At 62.2% G+C, this 23,987-nt stretch carries 18 protein-coding genes; 10 read left to right on the top strand and 8 right to left on the bottom strand.

Features of this window, described 5'->3' with window-relative positions:
- Positions 1 to 77: 77 nt before the first annotated feature.
- Positions 78 to 479, top strand: a complete 402-nt coding sequence (locus AB433_RS04010) for a response regulator (protein ID WP_047820025.1) — start codon at positions 78 to 80, stop codon at positions 477 to 479.
- A gap of 70 nt (positions 480 to 549) precedes the next feature.
- A complete protein-coding gene (aroQ, locus tag AB433_RS04005; RefSeq protein ID WP_047820024.1) occupies positions 550 to 981 on the top strand; it encodes a type II 3-dehydroquinate dehydratase in 432 nt (143 codons plus the stop codon).
- On the opposite strand, the gene AB433_RS04000 is transcribed toward aroQ, so the two are convergent.
- Genes AB433_RS04000 through cysD form a run of 3 tightly spaced genes read right to left on the bottom strand, consistent with a single transcriptional unit; the run spans position 978 to position 4,596 of the window.
- Positions 978 to 1,724, bottom strand: coding sequence for a 3'(2'),5'-bisphosphate nucleotidase CysQ (locus AB433_RS04000; protein WP_047820023.1), 747 nt, complete (start codon positions 1,722 to 1,724; stop codon positions 978 to 980). The two genes, aroQ and AB433_RS04000, sit on opposite strands and share 4 nt — an antisense overlap.
- 2 nt (positions 1,725 to 1,726) lie before the next feature.
- Entirely contained in the window at positions 1,727 to 3,655 is a 1,929-nt protein-coding gene (gene cysN, locus AB433_RS03995; RefSeq protein WP_047820022.1) for a sulfate adenylyltransferase subunit CysN, read from the bottom strand.
- On the bottom strand, positions 3,655 to 4,596 hold the full coding sequence (cysD, locus tag AB433_RS03990; protein WP_375782396.1) for a sulfate adenylyltransferase subunit CysD: 942 nt from the start codon (positions 4,594 to 4,596) through the stop codon (positions 3,655 to 3,657). The genes cysN and cysD overlap by 1 nt, the downstream gene beginning before the upstream one ends.
- 202 nt (positions 4,597 to 4,798) lie before the next feature.
- Between cysD and AB433_RS03985 the strand changes: the two genes are divergently transcribed.
- Genes AB433_RS03985 through AB433_RS19315 form a run of 4 tightly spaced genes read left to right on the top strand, consistent with a single transcriptional unit; the run spans position 4,799 to position 11,061 of the window.
- A complete protein-coding gene (locus tag AB433_RS03985; protein ID WP_047820020.1) occupies positions 4,799 to 6,637 on the top strand; it encodes a hypothetical protein in 1,839 nt (612 codons plus the stop codon).
- A complete protein-coding gene (locus tag AB433_RS03980; RefSeq protein WP_047820019.1) occupies positions 6,630 to 8,543 on the top strand; it encodes a glycosyltransferase in 1,914 nt (637 codons plus the stop codon). The genes AB433_RS03985 and AB433_RS03980 overlap by 8 nt, the downstream gene beginning before the upstream one ends.
- A complete protein-coding gene (locus AB433_RS03975) occupies positions 8,540 to 10,057 on the top strand; it encodes a hypothetical protein (protein ID WP_047820018.1) in 1,518 nt (505 codons plus the stop codon). The genes AB433_RS03980 and AB433_RS03975 overlap by 4 nt, the downstream gene beginning before the upstream one ends.
- Positions 10,054 to 11,061, top strand: coding sequence for a response regulator (locus AB433_RS19315; RefSeq protein WP_053058969.1), 1,008 nt, complete (start codon positions 10,054 to 10,056; stop codon positions 11,059 to 11,061). The genes AB433_RS03975 and AB433_RS19315 overlap by 4 nt, the downstream gene beginning before the upstream one ends.
- 44 nt (positions 11,062 to 11,105) lie before the next feature.
- On the opposite strand, the gene AB433_RS03965 is transcribed toward AB433_RS19315, so the two are convergent.
- A complete protein-coding gene (locus tag AB433_RS03965; RefSeq protein ID WP_047820017.1) occupies positions 11,106 to 12,092 on the bottom strand; it encodes an aldo/keto reductase in 987 nt (328 codons plus the stop codon).
- Between the two features lie 496 nt (positions 12,093 to 12,588).
- Here AB433_RS03965 and AB433_RS03960 point away from each other — a divergent pair, with 496 nt between their 5' ends.
- Both AB433_RS03960 and AB433_RS03955 read left to right on the top strand, forming a co-directional pair.
- Positions 12,589 to 13,029: a hypothetical protein gene (locus AB433_RS03960; RefSeq protein ID WP_047820016.1), complete on the top strand. Its 441-nt coding sequence runs from the start codon at positions 12,589 to 12,591 to the stop codon at positions 13,027 to 13,029.
- Positions 13,030 to 13,658: 629 nt separating this feature from the next.
- Entirely contained in the window at positions 13,659 to 14,774 is a 1,116-nt protein-coding gene (locus AB433_RS03955; protein ID WP_047820015.1) for a Gfo/Idh/MocA family protein, read from the top strand.
- Positions 14,775 to 15,241: 467 nt separating this feature from the next.
- On the opposite strand, the gene AB433_RS03950 is transcribed toward AB433_RS03955, so the two are convergent.
- The 4 genes from AB433_RS03950 to AB433_RS03935 form a co-directional block, all read right to left on the bottom strand.
- A complete protein-coding gene (locus AB433_RS03950) occupies positions 15,242 to 15,703 on the bottom strand; it encodes a DUF411 domain-containing protein (RefSeq protein WP_047823262.1) in 462 nt (153 codons plus the stop codon).
- A 64-nt stretch (positions 15,704 to 15,767) separates the two neighbouring features.
- Positions 15,768 to 16,193 carry a MerR family transcriptional regulator gene (locus AB433_RS03945; protein ID WP_047820014.1) on the bottom strand — a complete coding sequence of 142 codons (426 nt, stop codon included), beginning with the start codon at positions 16,191 to 16,193 and terminating at the stop codon, positions 15,768 to 15,770.
- Positions 16,190 to 18,523, bottom strand: a complete 2,334-nt coding sequence (locus AB433_RS03940; RefSeq protein WP_047823260.1) for a heavy metal translocating P-type ATPase — start codon at positions 18,521 to 18,523, stop codon at positions 16,190 to 16,192. Before AB433_RS03940 ends, AB433_RS03945 begins: the two co-directional genes overlap by 4 nt.
- Positions 18,524 to 19,306: 783 nt before the next feature.
- Complete coding sequence (locus tag AB433_RS03935; protein WP_047820013.1) at positions 19,307 to 22,915, bottom strand: hydantoinase B/oxoprolinase family protein; 3,609 nt, start codon at positions 22,913 to 22,915, stop codon at positions 19,307 to 19,309.
- Between the two features lie 329 nt (positions 22,916 to 23,244).
- On the opposite strand from AB433_RS03935, the gene AB433_RS21740 reads away from it, so the two are divergent.
- Both AB433_RS21740 and AB433_RS03925 read left to right on the top strand, forming a co-directional pair.
- Positions 23,245 to 23,607, top strand: a complete 363-nt coding sequence (locus tag AB433_RS21740) for a DUF3489 domain-containing protein (protein ID WP_082134779.1) — start codon at positions 23,245 to 23,247, stop codon at positions 23,605 to 23,607.
- Between the two features lie 54 nt (positions 23,608 to 23,661).
- Positions 23,662 to 23,976 carry a hypothetical protein gene (locus AB433_RS03925; protein ID WP_047820011.1) on the top strand — a complete coding sequence of 105 codons (315 nt, stop codon included), beginning with the start codon at positions 23,662 to 23,664 and terminating at the stop codon, positions 23,974 to 23,976.
- Positions 23,977 to 23,987: the final 11 nt, after the last annotated feature.

Genomic DNA, 23,987 nt, shown 5'->3' with positions numbered 1-23,987 from the left:
CATAAAGATCGCATAACCGGATTTTAACCACGCAAAGCGCATAATCGCCGCGTGGTCGCAGGAAGTATTGAGATACGATGGCTGACTGGGGTTACGAGAACGGGCATTTCGAAGCGGGCAAGAGCCCGGTGATCCTGCTTGTCGAGGACGAGATGATCATCGCCTTTGATATGGCGGATCAACTCGCTTCGGCGGGTTTCGATGTCGACGGCCCCTATCCCAGCAATTCCAAGGCCCTGTCCGCGCTGGAAAACGGCAAGCCCGACGTTGCTATCCTCGACGTGCAATTGACCGATGGCGATGTCTATCCCGTTGCCGATCGGCTTCGCGAAATGAGCATTCCCATCGTCTTCCACTCCGGCCATGCCGATCCGGCCGAATTGTCGCGCGATTACCCGCGCGCAGTCGTCTGCACGAAACCCTGCCCCGCAGGCCGTCTTGAAGAGGCGGTGAGGCAGGTCATGTCTGCCCTGGCCTGACGGCACACCATTGCGCTAAAGTCGCGGCGCATCTAAGCCCCAACGCGATGAAACGCACGGGAAGCGGGCATTGGCGACTATCCTTATCCTCAACGGACCGAACCTGAACCTGCTTGGTCAGCGGGAGCCGGAAGTGTACGGCCACGATACGCTGGCCGACGTAGAAGACCTGTGCCGCAAGAAATGCGAAGCTCTGGGGCATGAAGCGGCGTTCTTCCAGTCCAATGCCGAGCATGAATTGATCGACCGGATTCACACCGCACGTCAGGATGCGGCGGCCATCGTGATCAATCCGGGCGCCTTGTCGCACACCTCTATTGCGCTGCGCGACGCGCTATCCGCATTCGACGGCCCGATTGGCGAGATTCACATCTCGAACATCCACGCGCGCGAGGAATTCCGCCACTTCAGCTATATTTCGGCCATCGCCGGTGCCGTCATCTGCGGCGCGGGCATTGCGGGTTACGGCTTCGCCATCGAAAGCGTAGCCGCGAAAATCTAACTCAGTTCGGCGACCAGCTTCAGCACCCGCTCCGCATGTTCGGGGCGGCAGATCAGCAGGTCGGGCAGCGACACGTCCTTGTGGTTGTAAGTCATCGGCGACCCGTCGATGCGGCTGACGTGCAGGCCATGCGCCAGCGCGACGGCGGCAGGGGCGCAGTTGTCCCATTCGTACTGACCGCCGGAGTGCAGGTAGATATCCGCCTCGCCGCGAATGATAGACATCGCCTTGGCCCCGGCGCTGCCCATCGGGACAAGTTCGGCACCGATAGCCTCCGCCACGGCGGCGCTATCCGCGCCGGGACGCGTGCGGCTGACCACCATGCGCAGCGTTTCCGGCGCAGGCGGCAGGGCGTTAACCTGATCGGTGCGCAGAACCTGCGGCACGCCGGGTAGCGCCACTGCGCCGATCACAGGCTTGCCGCCGATAGCCAACCCGACGTGGACCGCCCAGTCGCTGCGGCGCTCACCATATTCGCGGGTGCCGTCGACCGGGTCGATAATCCAGACCCGTTCTTTCGAAAGCCGTTCTTCGGTGTCGGCGCTTTCTTCGCTCAGCACGCCGTCATCGGGTCGCTGCTCGGCAATGGCGCGCATCAGGAAGGCGTTCGCGACCGCGTCACCCGCCTTGCCCAGCGCCTTGCCGTCGATCAGCCCGCTTTCGCGTACTTCGACCGCGATACGACCCGCCGCTTCGGCCAGCCGCGCGGCCAGTTCGGCGTCGTCATCTATAATCGCGCTCATGCTCACCACCCCAGCACGTATTCAACGATCTTGTCCGCCGCTTCCTCGGCGGTCATGGTCGTCGTGTCGATGCGCAGTTCCGGGTTCTCCGGCGCTTCGTAGGGGCTGTCGATGCCGGTAAAGTTCTTGAGCGATCCTTCACGCGCCTTCTTGTAAAGGCCCTTCACATCGCGATCCTCGGCCACCGACAACGGCGTATCGATGAACACTTCGACGAACTCGCCCTCGGCACACATGTTGCGCACCATCTCACGCTCGGCCCGGAACGGGCTGATGAAGGCGGTGACGACGATCAGGCCCGCATCGGTCATCAGGCGCGCGACTTCGCCGACGCGGCGGATGTTCTCGATCCGGTCGGCGTCGGTAAAGCCAAGATCCTTGTTGAGCCCATGGCGCACGTTGTCGCCATCCAACAGGAACGAGTGCCGGTTCATCCGGTGCAGCCGCTTTTCGACCAGGTTCGCGATGGTCGACTTGCCCGAACCCGAAAGCCCGGTGAACCACAGCACCTTCGGCTCCTGGTTCTTCAGGCCCGCACGGCTTTCGCGTGTGATGTCCAGCGCCTGCCAATGCACGTTCTGCGAACGGCGCAGGGCGAAATTCAACATACCTGCCGCGACGGTCTGGTTCGTGATCTTGTCGATCAGGATGAATCCGCCCAGCGTCTTGTTCAGGGACCCCGCTTCCTCGCGATAGGGCATGAAGGTCAGCGGCTTGTCGGTCACCAGTTCGGTCACGCCGATGGCGTTCAGGTCCAGCGTCTTGGCCGCCAGATGGTCCATCGTATTGACGTCGACCGCGTATTTCGGCGCCTGCAAACTCGCCGACACGGTTTGCGTCGCCAGCTTCAGCCAATAGGACCGACCCGGCAACATCGCCTCGTCGTTCATCCAAACGACGGTCGCTTCGAACTGGTCGGCGGTCTGCGGCGGGCTGTCGGCAGCGGCGATCACCGACCCGCGCGAACAATCGACCTCATCCTCCAGCGTGATGGTGACGGATTGCCCCGCCTGCGCCTCGTCCAATTCGCCATCGAAGGTGACGATGGATTTCACCGTGCTGGTCTTGCCCGAAGGCACGATGCGCACGGCGTCGCCCGGCTTGACCGAGCCGCCGCTGATCAGGCCCGAGAACCCCCGGAAATCGAGGTTGGGGCGGTTCACCCACTGTACGGCCATGCGGAACGGCTTGGCCAGATCGTCGTCGGCAGAGACCTCTACGTTTTCAAGGTGCTCCATCAGGGTCGGCCCCTCGTACCACGCGGTCTTGTCAGACCGGTCGGTAACGTTGTCACCCTTGAAGCCCGAGATGGGGATCGCGGTGAAATCGGTGATGCCGATCTGCTCTGCGAATTCGCGATAGTCGGCCACGATGTCGAGGAAGGTGGACCGGTCGTAATCGACAAGGTCCATCTTGTTCACCGCCAGCACGATGTTCTTGATACCGACAAGATGCGCCAGATAGCTGTGCCGCCGCGTCTGGACGAGCACGCCCTTGCGCGCATCGACAAGGATCACGGCAAGATCCGCGGTACTCGCGCCGGTAACCATGTTGCGCGTGTACTGCTCGTGCCCCGGCGTATCGGCCACGATGAACTTGCGCTTCTCGGTCGTGAAAAAGCGATAGGCGACGTCGATGGTGATGCCCTGCTCACGTTCTGCGGCAAGACCGTCGACCAGAAGCGCGAAGTCGATCTCCTGCCCCTGCGTGCCGACGCGCTTGCTGTCCGCCTCCAGCGCGGCAAGCTGATCCTCGAAGATCATCTTGGAATCGTAGAGCAACCGCCCGATCAGCGTCGACTTGCCGTCGTCCACCGACCCGCAGGTGATGAAGCGCAGCATCGTCTTGTGCTGATGCGTCTCAAGGTACTTGTCGATATCCTCGGCGATGAGGGCGTCGGTCTTGTAGACGGGGTCTTTAACGTCGGTCATCAGAAGTACCCCTCCTGCTTCTTCTTCTCCATACCGGCACCGCCCGCATCCTTGTCGATCACCCGGCCCTGACGTTCGGACGTCGTGGTCAGCAGCGTCTCCTGGATCACTTCGGACAGCGTCGCGGCCTCGCTCTCCACCGCGCCGGTCAGCGGGAAACAGCCCAGCGTGCGGAAGCGGATAGAGCGGTCGGTCAGTTCGGGCTTATGGCCCAGCACCTTTTCCAGCCGCTCGATATCGTCGGCCATGAACAGCTGGCCTTCCCACTCAAACGTCGGGCGCTTGGCCGCAAAGTAAAGCGGCACGATCTCGATCTTGTTCAGCTGGATGTATTGCCAGATATCCAGTTCGGTCCAGTTACTGATCGGGAAGACGCGGATGCTTTCACCCTTGGCCTTCTTCGCGTTATAAACGTTCCACAACTCGGGCCGCTGGTTCTTGGGGTCCCAACCGTGGCTGGCGGTTCGAAAGCTGAACACACGCTCCTTGGCGCGGCTCTTCTCCTCGTCACGCCGCGCGCCGCCGAAGGCCGCGTCAAAGCCATAAAGGTCGAGCGCCTGCTTCAACCCTTCCGTCTTCCACATGTCGGTGTGCAGCGGGCCGTGGTCGAACGGATTGATCCCCCGCTCCTGCGCCTCTGGGTTTTGATAGACGAGCAGTTCCATGCCCGCATCTTGCGCAGCCTTGTCGCGCAAATCGTACATCGCCTTGAACTTCCACGTCGTGTCGACATGAAGCAGCGGGAACGGCGGCGGCGAAGGATAGAACGCTTTCTTCGCAAGGTGCAGCATCACTGCGCTGTCCTTGCCGACCGAATAGAGCATCACCGGCTTCTCGGTCTCGGCAACGACCTCGCGGATGATGTGGATGCTTTCAGCCTCCAGCCTTTCAAGGTGCGTGAGGGCGCGGGTCATTTGGTTATCCTGTTTCGGGTTCGGCAGGGGAGCGCGAAGATGCAACCGCCGTCTGTGATGATTTCTAGATCATGGGGGCTAACCGACGCCGCCCTTGCCCGCATCAAATAAAATCTTGCGCGCGAAAAAACCGCGCTTGTCGGGAAATGGGTCCGCGCCGGATGCGCTTGCGTTACCGCCTGCGGGTCGCGCCGCCTAGAATGCCTCATGTCAGCAACAGGGTATTCTCATGGGCGGAATCGTCAGCATTTGCCGAACGGGGGTCGCCCTTGCCGCAATCGCCGCCTGCGCGATTCCGGCAGGGGCCGATGTGCGTGCAGGCGAAGCGCGGGCCGATGTCTTGGTACGAACCATCCCCTTCGCGGTGGCCGAGATGGACGACCGCCAGCCGCGCCAGACCCTGCACCTGCCGGTCGGTCCGGCAAACGGCCTACACGCGATAGAACTGATCCTGCCGTGGCAGTTCGACCGACCCGCCTCGCCCGAAACCGTCCTGCGTATGGTCGTGGCCGGACGTATCGTCGCGACAATACCGGTTGCCGGTCGCACAACGGGTGTTGCGCGGGTTTCGGTGCCGGTCGATACTGTGCGCGAGGGGGTGGTCGTAGCCGAATTCGCCTTGTCGGATCCGAAGGCAGCGGCCCAATGCCTTGGGACTGAAGCCCGCAATTCGCTCCATATCGGACCTAATGCGCGCGCCGAGGTGGCGTTGGACCGCAGCACGGCGGGCGATCCCGCCAGCCTGATTGCCCACGCCCCCTTGCCGCTTGTCCTTACCCTTCCCGACGAGCCTAGCGAGGGCACCGTTGCGACCGCGCTGCTGCTGGCGGCAGAGCGTCCGACGCGGTTCGCGAAGAGCGGTCCGGTCGGCCCCGACTGGCAGGAAACGCGAATTCAGATAGCCGCCGCGCCCAAGGGCAAGGTCGATCTAACAATGGCGGTTCCCGGGTCCGCCCCGCTCCGCATCGAGGCGCAATCCCCGGAAGAGATCGCGCAACTGTTCACCCGCCCGAGCAAAGCCGACAACGCCAGCGCAGTCGCAACGCTGCCCTTTTCAGCCATTGCGGCCGACATCGCGCCGCGACCGATATCCGACCGTGGCGGCTGGATGCTCTCCCTTCCCGCTACCGGCTTGCCCCACGGTCGGACCCTGTCGCGCATCGTTGCCGACGTCCGGCTGGACGGCGGGCCGCGCGGCGATCCTGCGGTTGTGACCGTTGCGCTGAACGGCACGCTGATCGGCAGCAAGGTGGCCCGCCCCGGCAAGGCTACGCGGCTCGACCTCGAAGTGCCGGACAATCTGGCGACGACGGTGAACCGGATCGACATCAACGTCCTGCGCGAACACACGCGCGAAGATTGCCTTGGCGGAAGCACGATCGCCACCCTGCTTCCCGAAAGCCACATCGCTCTGGGCGAGGCGAAGCCCGCTGCCGATTTCCACGACCTGCCCTCGTCCGTTGCAGACGGGGCGAAGCTGGTGTTTGCAGCGGCCCCTTCGGCAGCAGATGTCGCATCGATCGCCGGACTGCTGCGTGGGTTGCTCTCACCCCATGCGCGGCTTGCGGTGCGCTTTGGCGACTTGCCCGAAAATGGCCCGGCCATCTGGGTCTCTCACACCCCACCACCCGGCGCAAAGCCCCCGATGCGGCTGAGCGGCAGGGCCGAGCGCATCCGCGATGCCGATGGCGAAGTCGTGCTGCCCGATGCGGTGATAGACCGGTTGACCGTGGCGCAACTGGTCGAAACCGGGGACCGCCCGATCCTCTGGATCCGGCCCGGTCAGGATTTCGCAGGCCTCGCCAACTTGCCGCAAGGGGCCGAACTGGCCTTTGGCAATGTCGCGATGTTCGATGGTTCACAGCGCGTATTCGCGATGCATTCGATGCGCGAACGGATCGTGAAGATAGAGCGCGAGGGCGATTTCGATCCGGCCCGCTGGATGGAAGGCCATCGTATCTGGTTGGTGCTGCTCGCATGGGCTGCAATTTCCACGCTGTTCGGCTGGCTGCTTCTCCAAACCCGCAAGGCCCGCCGCGACGACACGATCAGAGGCCTCAATGCCTGAGCTTTCCGAGACCGATGCTTGGACCGGCGACCACCTTGTCGAACAAGGCATTATCGAGCTGGACGAGCTGGACACAGCCAGCACGCTGGCGCGCAAGTGGCAGATGCCGCTGCCCGATGTCCTGCTGGCGCGGCGTTTTGTGGATGGGCGCACGCTCTATCGCTCGCTGGCCGACCGCTTTGGCCTCTCACATATCGACCTGATCGACGAACCGCCCGATCCCGGCCTGCTCCAAGAGGACGAGGTCGACGCCTACATGCGCGAATTGACCGTGCCGTGGCGCACCCGGCCGGGCCTTGGCGGAAAGCGCATGATCGTCGCCACCGCCCGCCCCGGCCCTGCCGCCATGCTCCATATCCGCCGCCGCTGGGGGCAGTCGGTCGATGTCGTTATCACTTCTAAACGCGCGCTACGCCACGCAGTGCAGGCCGCATTCTCTCAGCGTTGGTCACACCGCGCAGTCTATGAACTGGACGAACGCGATCCGCAGATGAGCGCGCGGACGGTGTTTACCGCGGGCCAGCTCGTCTGGCTCTGGGCGCTGGCCAGCCTGTTCGCGCTGGGCGCCATCATCGCGCCGATCGCGACGCTGATCGCGCTGAATGCCTTGATGAGCCTGTTCTACCTTGGCAACTTCGCGTTCAAGGGCTTTGCCATCTGGGCGGGCGGCACCGACCTGACGGCACAACGGCGAGAGATCGACGCCGCCATCGGCCTGCTGTCTGACGAAGACCTGCCGATCTATACCGTGCTGGTCCCGATGTTTCGAGAGCCCGACGTACTGCCGATCCTCGCGGGTGCCTTGCGCAACCTCGACTATCCGGCGGCGAAGCTCGATATCAAGATCGTGCTGGAGGAAGGCGACGAGGAGACCATTGCTGCGGCACAGGCGCTGCGGTTGGAGGAGATTTTCGAGATCGTCCTCGTCCCCCCATCGCACCCGCAGACCAAGCCCAAGGCGTGCAACTACGCCTTCCGCCTCGCCCGCGGCGAATTCTGCGTGATCTATGACGCAGAAGACAAGCCCGAGCCGGACCAGTTGAAGCGCGTCGTCGCAACGTTCGCCCGCACCGGGAAAGATGTGGCCTGCGTGCAATGTCGGCTGAACTACTACAACCGCAACGAGAACTGGCTGACCCGGCTGTTCACGCTGGACTACGCCTTGTGGTTCGACCTAATGCTGCCGGGGCTGGAGAAGCTGCGCATCCCGATTCCGTTGGGCGGGACGTCGAACCATTTCCGCACCTCTGTGCTGCGCGAACTGATCGCGTGGGATCCGTTCAACGTCACCGAAGACGCCGACCTCGGCATTCGCATGACGCAGAAGGGCTATACGACGAAGTTGGTGGAATCGACCACGTTCGAGGAAGCCAATGTCAGCGCGGGGAACTGGATTCGCCAGCGGTCTCGCTGGATCAAGGGGTACATGCAGACCTTGTTAGTCCACTTGCGCCGCCCCGGCGATTTCGCGCGGCAGGTCGGCCCGCTGGGTGTGCTGGGCTTTGCGATGTTCATCGGCGGCACGATGCTGTCCGGCCTTCTGAATCCGGTGTTCTGGGCTGTCTTCGCGGTCTGGGCCGCGACGCAGGCGGCGGGCTTCGACATCTTCTTCCCTCCGGTGCTGCTCTATATTTCGCTGTTCAACCTGTTGCTCGGCAACGGGATGCTGATCTTCCTGATGATGCTGGCCCCGTTCCGGCGCAACTGGCTTGAACTGACCCCGTGGGCCTTGACCGTTCCGGCCTATTGGATCCTGCTGTCCATCGCGGCGTGGAAGGGGCTGTACCAGCTGCTGACGAAGCCGTTTTACTGGGAAAAGACCACGCATGGCCTGTCGTGCCACACCGCCCGCGAAGTGGCCGAGGCGCTGGGACCGGACGGCAGGATAGCGGGATCCATCCGATGAACGCCACCGCATGGCCAGCCCCGGTCCGCGAGCCAGCCACTCATGTCGCGCCGCGGCTCCCCCATATCGACGGGCGCAAGGGGCGCGATCAGTTCAACACGATCCTTGCGCTGGCATTCGCGGCGGCGCTGCTGGGCTTGCTCCTTGCCTTGCGGCAGGCCGGATACATGTCGCTCGCCACGCTGGAGCTTTGGGGCCGCGCGCTGCTGGCGACGGAAGGTACGATCCGTGCCCCATCGGTCGCCGCCGCGCACCCGCCGCTACCCTACCTGTTCGCGCTGACCGGCAACCTGTTCGCATCGGGTTTCGGGTCGGCATGGCCCGTGATGATCACCGCGTTGTTCTTCGGCCTGATGGTAGCGGGGTGGAGCCGGGCCTTCCGTACGGAGGGCTTTCACGCCGGGGCCGCCCTGTTTGCGATCGTGCTGTTGGCCACCAATCCGATCCTGTTGCGCAGTCTGGCCGAGGGGCCGGGATGGGCGGTGATGCATTGCGGACTGTCGATGCTGGCCATCGGGCTGTTCAACTTGCGCCGCGATCACCGGATTACCGACGTTATTCTGGTGGCGCTGGCCCTGCCGGTCATCATGCTGTCCGATCCGATCGGTATCGTCATCGTCGTTGCCGCGATCCCGGCCATCGCGCTGTGCGTGCCGGATGCGCAGATGCGGCGTTCCCCCATCGGGGTGATGCTGACCATGTTGTTTCCCGGGGCGTTCGTGTTTGCGGGGTTCGGCTATACCAACTGGATATTCAACGGCGATCCCTGGGCGTTCCTTGGTGGGTTCACCGCGCTGCTGACCGCGCCGCCGGTTTCGGAAAAGACACTTTCGCTGGCGTTGTCGGGGTTGGTCGCCACCGCGCCGATCATTTCCGCCATGATCGTGCGTACCCGGCGCCAGCGGGGCGTGCGGCGTGCGGCGGTGGGCGTGACTGGGGCCATCGTGCTGGCCGCCATCGCCGCTTGGGCGATCCGCATGTGGCCTTCCTCGGTCCAAATGGCGGCGCTGGGTATCCCGCTGGCGATGGCCTCCGCCACCCGTTGGCCGCGCAACCGCGACCGTGGGGAGAAACCGATCCTCGCCCTGCTCGCGATCGGCTGGACCGGCGGGGCCGTGCTGGTCTGGGCCGCGCCCGACGCGGAGAGCGAGCGGATGCGCGCGGCCCTGACCGGATCGCCGGTGCCCGCCGCCGATGCCGAACTGGCCGCGCTGGGCATGGCATTGCAAGGCCATGGCGAGGTGTTGTTCGATGCAGAGGCCGCCCCCGCCGCCATTGCCTATCGCGGAGGTGCGGGCGGGATCGACGGGGCGTCGTCCATGCGGTTCCGTATCGACGGGCTGCGCCAGACCTCGTTCGCCCCCGTGCAGGTTGTGCGCAGCCACCGCGCGCCGCAGGGGGCCGATGCGATGGGCCGCACGTTCCCGCACCTGCACGAACATGGACTTCCCGGATATCGCCTGCTGCATGACGGACCGCAGTGGCGCGCATGGATCAAGGACAGCGAACAATGAACAGCGTCACGCCCCTTCATCCCTTTGACGGACAGCAAGCGACCGGCCCGCGTATCCTGATCGTCGACGACGACCCCGATGCGGCGCAGATCACCGCAAGCCTGCTGACCGCCGGGGGATCGTATCGCATCACTTGCGTGGAAAGCGCGCAGGCGGCCTACAACGCGCTATCCCTTACCGGCGGCGGCAATCGCGAGGCGCGCATGGAATGCGATCTGGTCATCATGGACATCCTGATGCCCGACGTCGACGGGATCGAGGCGACCGCCGCCATCCGCACCAGCCCGCGTGGCGCGTTCCTGCCGATCCTGATGCTGTCGGGTCGGCGCGACCTCGATGCGCTGGGGCAGGCGTTTATGGCCGGGGCCAGCGATTTCGTGACCAAACCGATCGAGCCGGTGGAATTGCAAGCCCGCGTCCGCACCCTGCTACGCTTAAAGCGAGAGCAGGATCGCAGGCAGGCGCGTGAACGCCAGCTGGTTACGTCTAATCGCGAGCTGCAAGAGGCGGTGCTGGACGGCACCTTGATCGACGGGGCCGACGGCCTGCCCTCACGCGCATGGGCAGAAATGCTGCTGCGCGATGCCCGGATGCGCGGCACGCCGATGGCGGCTGCGCTGATCCAGATCGAAGAGCTGGACGCCTATGTCGCCCTCCACGGCGTGCGCGGAGCAGAACGGCTTGCCGGGGAAATCGCGGCGCGGCTACGCACAGTGCCCGCGCCCTTGGGCGTGACACTGGCGCATTGGGACGAAGGGCGCTTTATCGTCTTCTCGCCCGGTCGGAACGAGGCGGAGCGGCTGGAAAAGCTGTGCGTCAATATGCAGCACGCGGTGGAATATCCCGCGATCCCGCACGGCAACGCCCTGCACCACGATCGCGTACGGGTTTCCACCGCCAGCGCGTGGCGCCCGGCGGCGACAGTTGTCGACCTGCCCTCGGCCCTGATCGCCAGCCTTGCGGAGGAGAATTTCCGGGGCAAGCGCCACGTGGCGCTTGCCTGACCGGGCGGGCGGCATAATGCTCATCACCGCCTGCCGGCGCGCTTTCAGAAATCCTCTGTATCGATAAATCCGCGCAGCGATTCCGGATAGCGGTGGCCGGATACGGTCGCCTGGTTCACGATTTCGCCAACCCTCTCCAAAACATCGGGCGCAATTGTCAGCGAATTGGTACCGCTATTCTCGACCATATGCGCAGCATTCGACGTGCCGGGGATCGCGTGCAGATGCGGTGCGCGCGACAAGACCCATGCGAGCGATAGCTGCGCCGGGGTCACGCGCGCCTCTGCCGCCAAGGCGTTGAAGGCGCGGATCAGGTCCATGTTGCACGGCCAGTTCTCCGCACTGAACCGCGGCATATTGCCCCGCAAATCCTGTCCGGTCAGGATCAGCGGATCGCCCAGTGCATTGGCCAATGCACCGCGCGCCACTGGCGAGAAAGCGACAAGCGCAATGCCCAGTTCCCGCGTCGTGTCCAGAACGCCCAGTTCCACGTTGCGCGTCCACGGGGAATATTCGGTCTGAACCGCAGCCATCGGATGCACCCCGTGCGCTTCGCGAATGTGGGCGGCGCTCCATTCAGACACGCCATAGGCGCCGATCTTGCCCGCCTCCATCGCCCGCACCATCGCACCGACGCTTTCCGCAATCGGTACTTTGGGGTCGAGCCGATGCATGTAGTAAAGATCGATGCGGTCCGTCTTTAGACGCTTCAGGCTGGCATCCAGTGAGGCTACGATGGCATCCGGGCTGCAATCGATGCCGCGACGGTCGCCCTCGACCACGATCCCCATCTTCGATGCCAGCAGGAAATCGTCGCGACGATCCATGATCGCCTCGCCCAAGATTTCCTCACTGACCCCGCCGCCATAGATATTCGCGGTGTCGAAATGATCGTAACCCTCGTCCAACGCCTCTCGAAATAGCGAGACCGCATCTTCGCGCGAGATGGGCGAACCATAGGCCCATGTGACATTCATGCAGCCAAGCCCGATGGGATTTACCGCGCGTCCGGCAAGGGTTCGTTTGATCATAAACCGTCCATTCCGCTGTTAAAGGCAGGTGGCGGGTTCGCCGAACGCGAAAGAGCGGTCAAGAGGGAGCACGTGAAGCCGGAATACCAAAAGGCGCGGTGATGATCGCAAAAGTGGTGAATGGCGCGGTCCTGACCTAACCGGTCTCACCCCTGATTTCCCCGTTTAACAGGGAAAAATTCAGGGAATCTGACAATTTTTCACGCCGATCTCCGCCGTCAGGCAGTACTGAAACCGAAGAACTCCGCCATTTCGTGGGCCAAATCCCCTGCGCGAGAAACAGGGAATTCCTCGTGCCGGAACAACGAACAGGAATGCCGGTAACAGGGAACGGTCGCGCATATGTCAGCGATCGGTGTCGACAATTGGCGGGGTACCGCGAGGGGGATTATCGCCGGCTAATCCGGGTCGGCCAACTCCGCGTGGAGTAGAACCATGGCCCAGCCGTCCCGCTGTGTAAGCACCTGCTCACTCAGCACTTCGACCTTGCGATGATGTGCTGGCCGACAACAAGCTCGCGCTCAACGCCGGGTGGGACAAGGAAATCCTCGCCATCGAGTTCCAGGCTCTGGTCGATCTCGAGTTCGACATCGAGCTCACCGGGTTCAGTCTCGCCGAAGTCGATTTCGTAATCGAGGAAGCGGGCGAGGCTGGCCGCGACGCAGCCGACGATGCGGTTGTCATAGCTACCGGCCCTGCGGTCTCACGCCGCGGCGCCATTTGGCTTCTTGGACGGCATCGACTTCTGTGCGGCGATGCCCGCAGTGCGGTCGACTTCGAAGCACTGATGGGGAAGCGCACGTATTCGACGCTGATCTCTCCGACCCTGATCTTGCTCGAATTCAACATATGTACTGGGAGCTCTTGCCAACCGGTTCGAAGGACCGCGTACTGGAGCGACTGGTGTCACGAAAGTCGGGCAATCCTGCGCGGTTGAGGGTCGCAAGAGAAAGACTGGAGGACCTTGACCGCCTCGGTCATGACGGCTTCATCGTCGGCACAGGTAAATTTGCGGGAGACTTTGGAGCGAAATTCGGGGATCGCCTCGTCGCACTGGAAAATCTCGAGTACGGCAATGCACTCTACTTGTTCAAAGCGGATTGGGAGAGGCTCACACAGCTGAGCCGGACAAAGTTGGCCAAGCTTAGAGATCCCTTGGTACACCGTTTGCCCCACTTGCCGGGATGGCAATCCGCAATTCGGAAGCTGGTTAGGCGATGATGACCGCTTTACTCGCTACTCTCGGTCTTTCCGTCCATCACGCGGAAAGTCTGCTACCAGTCAGTCAGCCTTCGTCACGAGTGTCGGCTACGGGGTGGGAAGCAGCTACTTGAGTTTGCCAAATTGAACATAATTCTTCGGACATTAGCGATTTGACAGATTCTTGCGTCGAGAGCTCGATTAAATCGCCATTGGCAACTGGTCGGACGTTTCACGAACGTATTATTCGTTCGAATCCAGCGGGTCGGAAATCACAAGCGTAATGATCATTAGAACGTGTTTTTGCGACCCCAATCAAGTTGTAGCACTACCGCCAATGCGCAAGGCAATAACGGTTAATCGGTTATGACTGATAAATTGCGGGTAGGGATAATCAGCGCGGCATGGGGCGTTCAAGCCCACCTTCCGGCCTGGCGAAGTCTTGATGATGTCGAAGTTGTTGCAATCTGCACCTCGCGGCAAGAAACGGCTGAAGCTGCGGCGGCAAAGACCGGAATCAAGAAAGCCTATGGCGACTATCGCGAGATGGCGCGTGATCCTGAAATTGACATCATCGACGTTGGCACCAGACCCAGGCTGCGCCACGAGATGGTTACGGCCGCGCTAGAAGCGGGGAAGCATGTTTACGCTGGCATGCCATTCGGCATGAACGCGTCTGAAGCGCAAGACATGTTCGATCGTCAGCAAGGCAAAGGCCTCGTCGGCATGGTGGATGCAACCGTGCAGCCAACGCCAGCCGGCCGGCTAATGAAGGAGAAGCTTGACGAAGGCTTCATCGGAGAGGTGAGCGGTATCAACTGCAGCTTCCAAGTGCAGCTGTTCACCGCAAAGTCGATCAACGTACCGGATTACGCTTGGTTCGCGGATGCGTCGCAAGGCGCTTCGGTTTTGCGAAATATTGGCGGACATGCGCTTCATGCCCTCGTATCTTTGTTCGGTCCAGTAACCGAGGTAATCGGCACTGGGAGCACAAAGCTTGATTCATGGCCGACGAGCGATGGGTCCGTCATCAAGCCGGAAGTGCACGATAACGTCTTCCTCCTCCTTCGTCTGGCGAGCGGAGTGGATGCGCAGCTCAACGTATCGTGGAACGCCGCAAACGCGCATGGGTTCAACCTCGAGGCATGGGGCAGCAAGGGGCGGCTGACACTGAAGGCTCCAGGGTTCCCCCAAGCATTCAGCACAACCCTCCACTCTGGTCCAGTCGGGACCTACCTCGATGAGCCAGATGCTCTCGTGGAGATACCGGAACGGCTCATGACGATCCCATGCGGTACCGTCAGAGCAGATACTGAGCAGATTGGTGTCTTCACCCTTGCGGCGATCTTCCGGGATTTTGTGGACGCAGTGCGATCAGGGAAGGAAGCCAGCCCTAGCTTCAAACAGGCCGCTCACGTTCAAAAGATCATAGATGCGACGGAACTATCCTACGCGCAACGAGCGTGGATCCCAATCGGTTAATTAGTTGTCCTGGCGAACTGGAGTAGCAATCTTAAGAGTAACACATAGAGATTTATTAACCAGTATATATTAAATAAATAAATATCATAAAAAGTCCATCTTTGTTCAGAGAAGTAAGAAGATAAGTGAAACTAGATTTCAAATAAAATCTGAAGAAGCGCACTTATAGAGGAGACTTGGCGCAAATCCGTGCGTCCGCAATCGGTTCGTTACCCGACCAGCCGCTTTTGGTCAGAAAGCCCGGATAGCTGCCAGTCCGCTAAGGGGGCGAGTGCCGCGAAGCGCTTATATCCAAAATGGGGTGGAAAGCAGCCATCCCCTCGGTTTCGGTGGAATGCCACCTTCTGGGCCGGCAACAGACCGTCCGGTTTCGGCGGCCGGGCCGTAGAAAACCGACATTCCACATGCGAGCCGTAGGGGCTGTCCGCTCCACAGGCAGACTTCGCCAGCTGCGGACAACGGGCTCCCTACTGATAGGTTGCGAAAACTCTCTGCCCGAAATCACCGAACGCAATAACCTTATAGGGCTGGGTGCGCCCGCCCATTTCCATGCCCGGTGAGCCAAGCGGCATTCCCGCGACAGCCAATCCCCTGACGCCTTCGGGCCTTTCCCGAAGCAGCCGTCTGATGTCGGCAGCGGGAACGTGGCCTTCGATAACGTAGCCTTCCACTTCCATCGTGTGACACGATGCCAGATCGGCCGGAATGCCGCGATCGGCCTTCACTTGCGTCATCGGGACGTCTTCCCGCATTACGACCTCTGCCTGCATGTCTGCCCGGATGTGCTCGGCCCATTCGTGGCAGCAGCCGCAACCGGGATCGCGGAACATGACGTATGGTGCTGCCTGCGCGGCCACGGTGCAGGCTGCCAGGGACAAGGCAAGCGCCGTCGCGGGCAGGCGGGCCATTGCGGACTTAAAAGCGATCATCGTGTTTTCCTTTGCGGCATTTTCGCAACTGCCAGCCCGATCAATCACGGCAATCGGACAGGAGTCAATTATCCTTGGCTGAACTGGCATGAACGGCCAGCGTCTCTCCTGAAATCGTTTCGATGATCGGGCAATCCGGCCGATCGTCGCCATGGCACGTGCGGTCTAGATGGAGCAGGCTAGAGCGCATCGCGGCCAGCGCGTCCACCTTGCGGCCAAGTTCGTCTGCCTTCGCCAGAGCCAATGCCTTGACTTCGGAATTGGCGCGACGCTCGTCACTCCACAATTGCAGCAGGTCGCCGATCTCCTCGATGGAAAAACCCAGATCCCCAGCGTTGGCGATAAAGCGCAGCCTTTTCAGGTCCACATCGGAATAATCGCGATAACCACTGTCACGACGTGGCGGTGCCGAGATCAGGCCGATCTTCTCGTGATGCCGGATCATCCGCTGCGAAACGCCAATCCGCTGCGACGCATCGCCAATGTTCATAGCTGAGCCGCCTTCAGTCGGAGGGCATTGCCGATCACGCTGACGGAGGAAAGCGACATCGCGGCGGCCGCGATCACGGGGGAAAGCAGGATACCGAAGTGCGGGTACAGCACGCCCGCCGCCACAGGCACGCCCAACGCGTTGTAGCCGAAAGCAAAGACGAGGTTCTGGCGGATGTTCGACATCACCTTGCGGCTGAGCGTATGAGCCCGGGCAATACCGGTCAGCTCGCCATTGAGCAGGGTGATTCCAGCACTCTCGATCGCGACATCGGTGCCCGATCCCATTGCGATACCAACGTCTGCTGCGGCGAGTGCCGGGGCATCGTTCACACCGTCACCGGCCATGGCGACGACATGGCCCTGTGCACGCAAGCGTTCGACTACCGCGCTCTTGCGATCGGGCAGGACATCGGCCTCCACTTCATCGATACCCAGAGACCTTGCCACCGCCTCTGCGGTCGTCCGGTTGTCCCCAGTGAGCATCAGGAGGCGGATGCCTTCGGCGCGAAGGGCCTTCAACGCATCGGGTGTAGTCGCCTTGACCGCGTCGGCGATGGCGATGATGCCCGCGACCTTGTGGTCAATGGCAATCAGGATTGCCGTTGCGCCATCCTGCCGCAGCAAGTCGGCATCGCTGGCAGCGGGTCCGGGATCGACGCCGCGCTCGATCAAGAAAGTGGCATTCCCAAGCAGAACCCGACTGCCTTCGATCGTACCCATGGCCCCCTTGCCGGTAGGGGAATCGAAATTCTCGACCTCAGGTGGGTCGATACCACGCCGCTCCGCTTCGGCTATGATTGCCAGCGCCAGCGGATGTTCCGAGGCCTGCTCGACGCCTGCGGCGAGCCGAAGCACGTCATCTTCCGACAGGTTACCAAGCGGAACAACGCGAGTCACCGACGGCTTGCCCTCGGTAAGCGTGCCGGTCTTGTCGACGACCAGCGTATCGACTTTCTCCATCCGCTCCAGCGCCTCGGCATTCTTCACGAGTATGCCTTCCTCTGCACCACGGCCCACGCCGACCATGATCGACATAGGTGTCGCCAGACCGAGCGCGCAGGGGCAGGCGATAATCAGCACAGCCACCGCGGCAACGAGCGCGTGGGCAAGGCGCGGCTCTGGCCCCCAGAGGCTCCACGCGGCGAAAGCGATCAACGCAACGCCGAGGATCAGCGGCACGAACCAGCCCGCCACCTGATCGGCCAGCCGCTGGATCGGTGCGCGTGAGCGCTGGGCCTGGGCCACCATCTGCACGATGCGCGAGAGGAGCGTATCGCGGCCCAGCTTTTCTGCGACCATCACCAGCGAACCGGTCGTATTGATGGTGCCGCCGATCACCGTGTCACCCGCTTGCTTGGATACGGGCATGGATTCCCCCGTCACCATGGACTCGTCGATGGCGGAAGCACCCTCGGCCACTGTGCCGTCGACCGGAATTTTCTCACCCGGCCGGATACGCAGACGATCGCCGACCTGCAGATCCTCCAGCGGGACTTCCTCATCACCGTCCGCGCCAATCCTGCGGGCGGTGTGGGGCGTCAGGCCGAGCAGGGCCTTCAGGGCCCCGGACGTACGTTCGCGGGCGCGAAGTTCAAGGACCTGGCCCAGCAGGACCAGCACGGTGATGACTGCCGCTGCTTCGAAATAGACCGCGACGGTGCCGTCGTGGGCGCGGAACGCATCGGGAAACAGTCCGGGTGCAAGGGCCGCAACAATGGAATAGGACCACGCCACCCCGGTCCCCAACGCGATCAGGGTAAACATGTTCAGGTTGCGCGAGATGACCGATGCAGCCGCCCGCGTAATGAACGGCCAGCCTGCCCATAGAACTACTGGTGTCGCCAGAGCCAGTTGCACCCAGACCGAGACGTCTATCGGAACAAGATGGTGGATCACTGGAAACACATGGCCGCCCATTTCCAGCAGGAACACAGGTATGGTCAGCGCCAGACCGATCCAAAACCGCCGTGTCATATCGACCAGTTCCTCGGTCGGACCGGCATCGGGATCGACCATCTCCGGTTCGAGCGCCATGCCGCAGATAGGGCACGATCCCGGATGATCCTGGCGCACTTCAGGATGCATCGGGCAGGTCCAGATCGCACCGTCGGTCAAGGCTGGTTCGTCAGCCGCTCCGGTCAGCCAGCGAACTGGATCTTCGGCAAATCGCGCCTGACAGCGGGCGCTGCAGAAATGATAATCTTGCCCCGCATGCGTAGCGTGATGCGTCGTCGTCTGCCGATCGACCTGCATTCCGCATACCGGATCGGTGACTGTCGCGCTGCTTACCGCTGCGTTATCGTGGTTACAGTGCTGATGCTCGTCCATCGGCTTAATCTCCTTGCCGACCACTCATGTAGGGCCTGACATGATGTCAGGGTCAAGACGGCAATTGGAATCGCTCGGCTACCTTTCTGGCGTCCGGACTGCCAGCGCTAGAGTGCTTTGACGCAAAGTTCAGACTTCATCGACGGGTTTGAGCACCATGTTTAATCGACCGAGCAGCTGCCAAATCCCCAATAGACAATTCGGCTGCTACTGTCCTTGGCGAAAGGGGAGAGACTGCAACCAACGTCAGTCGCATGGCTTCAGGTTGGAGGCGAAGACTGTTGGACCGACGAGGTCGCAGCCGCTTGGCCTATGATTGAAGCTCAGGTTATGACCGCTGATTGGCACGCAACCAAAGATCCATGGCATGCAGTCAACTCCAGCAGCCATTGGCGTAAGGGCGGACATCCAGAACGTGCCATTTCCCTGACCGAAGAAGCTCTGATTACGGATTCAGCATCAGCTCCCAAGTTGCGAGCCGCTTTGGCAACGACCAGAGGAGCAGCCTTCGGGCATTCTTACTTGAACAGGACCCCGCGCGCTTTTCGTGGTTGCGAACCAAGCGAGTTACCGTCCGTAAGCCTGCTCGTGCGCTGTAAGACACCGCGTGGATGCCCGTCAGGACCGCCGATTCTTTTTCGTCGTCTGGACAGTCAACCGAACCGTCACGGGAAGCTATTGAGCCGAATTCAGACAGTCGGCTTTTTGTGATTAATTGCTGGTGCAGGCACTTTCAAAAACCGAACCGCTTCTCACATCCTTCGCGCCTGGCGATCGCTAATTTCAAGTGGGACCATAACCGCCGCCGCCGGGGGTATCGATGACGAAGACGTCGCCGGGCGTCATTTCGGTGCTCTCGGTCGAGGCAATGTCTTCCACCGTTCCGTCGGCGCGGATCACCCGGTTGCGACCCGGCTGACCAGGCGATCCGCCTTTCAGGCCAAAGGGCGGCACCACACGGCGGTTCGACAGGATCGTGGCGGTCATGTCCTTCAGGAACCGGATACGCCTATGAACACCATCGCCGCCAGAGTGCTTGCCCTTGCCGCCGGATCCGCGCCGGATCTCGAACGCCTCCAGCAGGACCGGGAAGCGCCATTCCAGCACTTCGGGATCGGTGATCCGGCTGTTCGTCATGTGCGTGTGCACCGCCGAGCTGCCGTCGAAATCCGGGCCTGCGCCCGCGCCGCCGCAGATCGTTTCGTAGTACTGGCGTGTTTCGTCACCGAACGTGAAGTTGTTCATCGTACCCTGCGCTGCGGCCATCGCGCCGGTCGCGCCATAGAGCGTGTCAGTGATGACCTGGCTGGTCTCCACGTTGCCCGCCACGACCGCAGCAGCGTGGTGGGGATGCAGGATCGACCCGTCGGGGATGACGATGTTGACCGGTTGCAGGCAACCGTCGTTCATCGGGATATCCTCGTCGATCAGGGTGCGCAGCACATAGAGCACGGCGGCACGGCAGATCGCCGGGGGTGCGTTGAAATTGGTCGGCTGCTGCTCGCTGCTGCCGGTGAAGTCGATCACCGCGCGGCGCTTTACCCGGTCGATGGAGATCGCGACACTGATGTGCGAACCGTCGTCCAGTTTATATGTAAAGGCTCCGTCGGGTAGACGGTCGAGCACGCGGCGCACCGCCTCTGCCGCATTGTCCTGCACATGGCGCATATAGGCCAGCACGACATCGAGGCCGAAGTGCGCGCACATCTTGTTGATTTCCGCCGCACCGCGGGCACAGGCCGCGACCTGCGCGCGAATGTCGCCGACGTTGCGGTCGGGATCGCGGGCGGGATAGCGTCCGTCGGCCAGCGCCGCGCGGAACTCGGTTTCGCGCAAGCGCCCGTTTTCGACTAACAGGAAGCTGTCTAGCAGGATGCCCTCTTCCTCCAGCGTGTGGCTGTCGGGCGGCATCGAACCCGGTGTCTTGCCGCCGATGTCGGCATGGTGGCCGCGTGCGGCGACATAGAATGAGCAATCGCCTTTCTCGTCGAACACGGGCATGACCACGGTCAGGTCGGGCAAGTGGGTGCCGCCGTTGTAGGGGTTGTTGACGACATATACGTCGCCCTTGCGCAGCCCCACGGTGGCCATCGCCTTGTCGCGGACGGAGCGTACGGAATCGCCCATCGATCCAAGGTGCACCGGCATGTGCGGCGCGTTGGCGATCAGCGCGCCGGACCCGTCGAAGAGTGCGCAGGAAAAGTCGAGCCGTTCCTTGATGTTGACCGATAGCGCCGTGTTCTGCAGCGCCTGTCCCATCTGTTCGGCAATCGCCATGAACAGGTTGTTGAAGATTTCCAGACGCACCGGATCGAGTGCGGTGTTGGCCTGCGCATCGGCGGACTGAAGCTCTGCCACGCGGGTCAGCACCAGGTCTCCGTTGGCGCGGCGCACCGCCGACCAGCCGGGCTCGACAATGATCGTTGCCGTCGAATCGTAGATGATGGCGGGGCCGGTTAGCGCCTGCTCGATGGCAATCGCATCACGCGGCAGGAGGCGGGCATCCTGCGGATTGCCAGCCATATAGCTGGCAACCTGTCGGTCCGGCGCATCGGCGACGGTCTGCCCGTCGTTCGAGATTTCCGCCTTCAGCGACGGGACGACCAGCTCGACCATCGCGGATTCGATGATCAGCGGCACCTTTGGCGTGGTGAAGGTAAAGCGCTGGTGGTATTTTGCCTCGAACGCCTCACGGATTTCGGCGACGGTCCCTTCGGGCACTTCCATCGCGGTATCGGTTCCGGCGTAGCGGACCGAATAGCGGCGCTCATACGTTGCGCGGCTCAGGTCGAAACCGTCGGTCTCGACATCGGCGCGGCACTCGTCCTGCAACTCATCCAGAATGGCGCGGGTATCGTTCAGCGTGGCTTCGCCCAACTCTTGCTCGACCGCGCGCTGGCGGACGAGGCGCTGATCGGAGAGGCCGATGCCAAAGGCGGAGAGAACGCCCGCCATCGGGTGGACCAACACGCTCCGGATGCCCAGCGCATCGGCGACGAGGCAGGCATGCTGCCCGGCGGCACCGCCGAAGCAGGCGAGAACATAGTCGGCCACGTCATGCCCCTGCGCGACCGAGATCTTCTTGATCGCGTTGGCCATCGCGTCGACCGCAATGGCGAGGAAGCCTTCGGCCAGTTCTTCTGGCGTGCGGGCGGGCAGACCGGCGACCTTGACCTCTTCGGCCAGCGCTTCGAACCGTTCGCGCACGACGACGGGATCGATCGGCTGGTCTCCGTTCGGGCCGAACAGGCTCGGAAAGCAATCGGGCTGCAACTTGCCGAGCATGACGTTGCAGTCGGTAATCGTAAGCGGGCCGCCACGGCGATAACAGGCCGGGCCGGGGTCCGCGCCCGCGGATGCAGGGCCGACGCGCAGGCGGCTGCCGTCAAAGCGGCAGATCGAACCGCCACCGGCGGCGATGGTGTCGATGGTCATCATCGGAACGCGCAGGCGCACACCGGCAACAACGGTTTCGAGCGACCGCTCAAGCTCTCCAGCATAGTGCGACACGTCAGTCGAGGTACCGCCCATGTCGAAGCCGATGATCTTTTCGAACCCGGCAATGCGGCTGGTTTCCACCATGCCGACGATGCCGCCGGCCGGGCCGGACAGGATCGCATCGCGGCCACGGAAATTGGCCGAGCCGACCAATCCGCCGTTCGATTGCATGAAGGCCAGCGGCACGCCTTCGCCAAGCGCGCTTTCGACCTGGCGGACATAGCGCGATAGCACCGGCGACAGGTACGCATCGACCAGCGTGGTATCACCGCGCCCGACGATCTTCATCAGCGGGCTGACGAGGTGGCTGACCGAAATCTGGCTGAAGCCGATGCGTTTCGCGATTTGTGCAATCTGCGTTTCGTGTTCGGGATAGCGATATCCGTGCATCAGGACGATGGCAGCAGCGGTGCAGCCATCGTCGAACGCTGCCTGCAACTGCTGCGTGATGTGATCGGTGTCCAGCGGGATCAGGACGTTGCCGTCAACGTCGCAGCGCTCTTTCGCCTCGATCACGCGATGTTCAAGCCGGTCGGGCAGCTTGATATCTAGATCGAACAGGCGCGGGCGGTTCTGGTACCCGATGCGCAGGACATCGCGGAAACCCTCGGTGACGACCAGTGCAACGTGCTCGCCCTGCCGTTCCAGCAACGCGTTGGTGGCGACCGTCGTACCCATCTTCACCGCGGCGATGCGGTCCGACGGCAGTTCCTCGTTCTGCGCCACGCCCAGCACGTCGCGGATGCCCTGAATGGCCGCATCCTTGTACCGTTCGGGGTGCGACGACAGCAGCTTTTTCGTGCTCAGCTCGCCCGCAGGGGAAAGCGCCACAAGGTCGGTGAACGTGCCGCCGCGGTCGATCCAGAAATGCCAGCCCGTATCAGTTTCAGCCATGGATCAGTTCCAACAGGTTCGCAGAGGTGTCAGGACATGACAACTTAATTACCCGCCCTCCTACCAATACGGTATCAGCGATGCCTACCTCCGGGCCAGGTGCGTTTACCCGCTAGCGGCCCTTCCCTCAACGGCAGCTCTTAGGAAAAGATGACGCTCTATTGAATGGCGAAGATGAGGGCGCAAATCCGTCATTCGAGTCCGATTGCACATTCCATTCGACTTCGGGGGCAAAGCAAGCATTGCTGTCTGTACTGAATCGCCTCTCGAAGCGGCGATGACCCCCGGCGCATGACGCGTACCGGGGCCTAAGGTGGTGAGGCGGCAAGATGTCGTCTCACCACCTCAGGAGAACGACCATAGTCCAAACCGCCACCAACCTATCGAAGGATTCCAAACCTCGCCGGCCGCGCCGAATGGCGCGTGCCCCCAAGCCACGAGACGGAGGCGAAGAGGCTGCCGCATCTGAAGCTGCCGCTCCCGCAACCGTTAAGGCTCTGACCAAGCGGATGACCAAGGCCGAACTGCTGCTTGGCCTGCTCCGCCGTAGGGAGGGTGCTACGCTCGAGCAATTGGTCGGAGCCACCGGCTGGCTCCCGCATACGACCCGTGTCAGTCAGCTCCGAAGATGCTCGCGCTTCCTTCAGCGCATCAGCTCTCGGCGCAGCTGCAGATCTGAATGGCATGCCTGATCGAACAATCGACATCGTCATGCCGACCCAACAGCCAGGTATGGTCACGAGGCAATGCTCCGCCTCGAGCCGACCGGCAATGCATCGACCGAAAAGGATGAACGGCTGACCGAACTTCTCGCCCGGGCATTCGCGGCACGCGAGCAACTCCTCCAGATGGACCAGTCAGAAACCGATGCGCTGCCAGTCGAAAAGCTCCGCCACATCCAGCGCGTTGCCCGCATCAGCTATCTCGATCCGACCATCATCCGGTCGATTCTCGACGGCAGCCACGCATCGCATCTCGGCGCCCGCGATCTTTGGCGCATGGGCGACATGCCCCTTTTCTGGGCCGAACAGCACAAGGCGCTGCACATCTCCACCAACTGATGCCACCCCAA

This window comes from Croceicoccus naphthovorans, assembly GCF_001028705.1.
Lineage (GTDB): Bacteria > Pseudomonadota > Alphaproteobacteria > Sphingomonadales > Sphingomonadaceae > Croceicoccus > Croceicoccus naphthovorans.
This window is presented reverse-complemented; position numbering and strand designations above follow the sequence as displayed.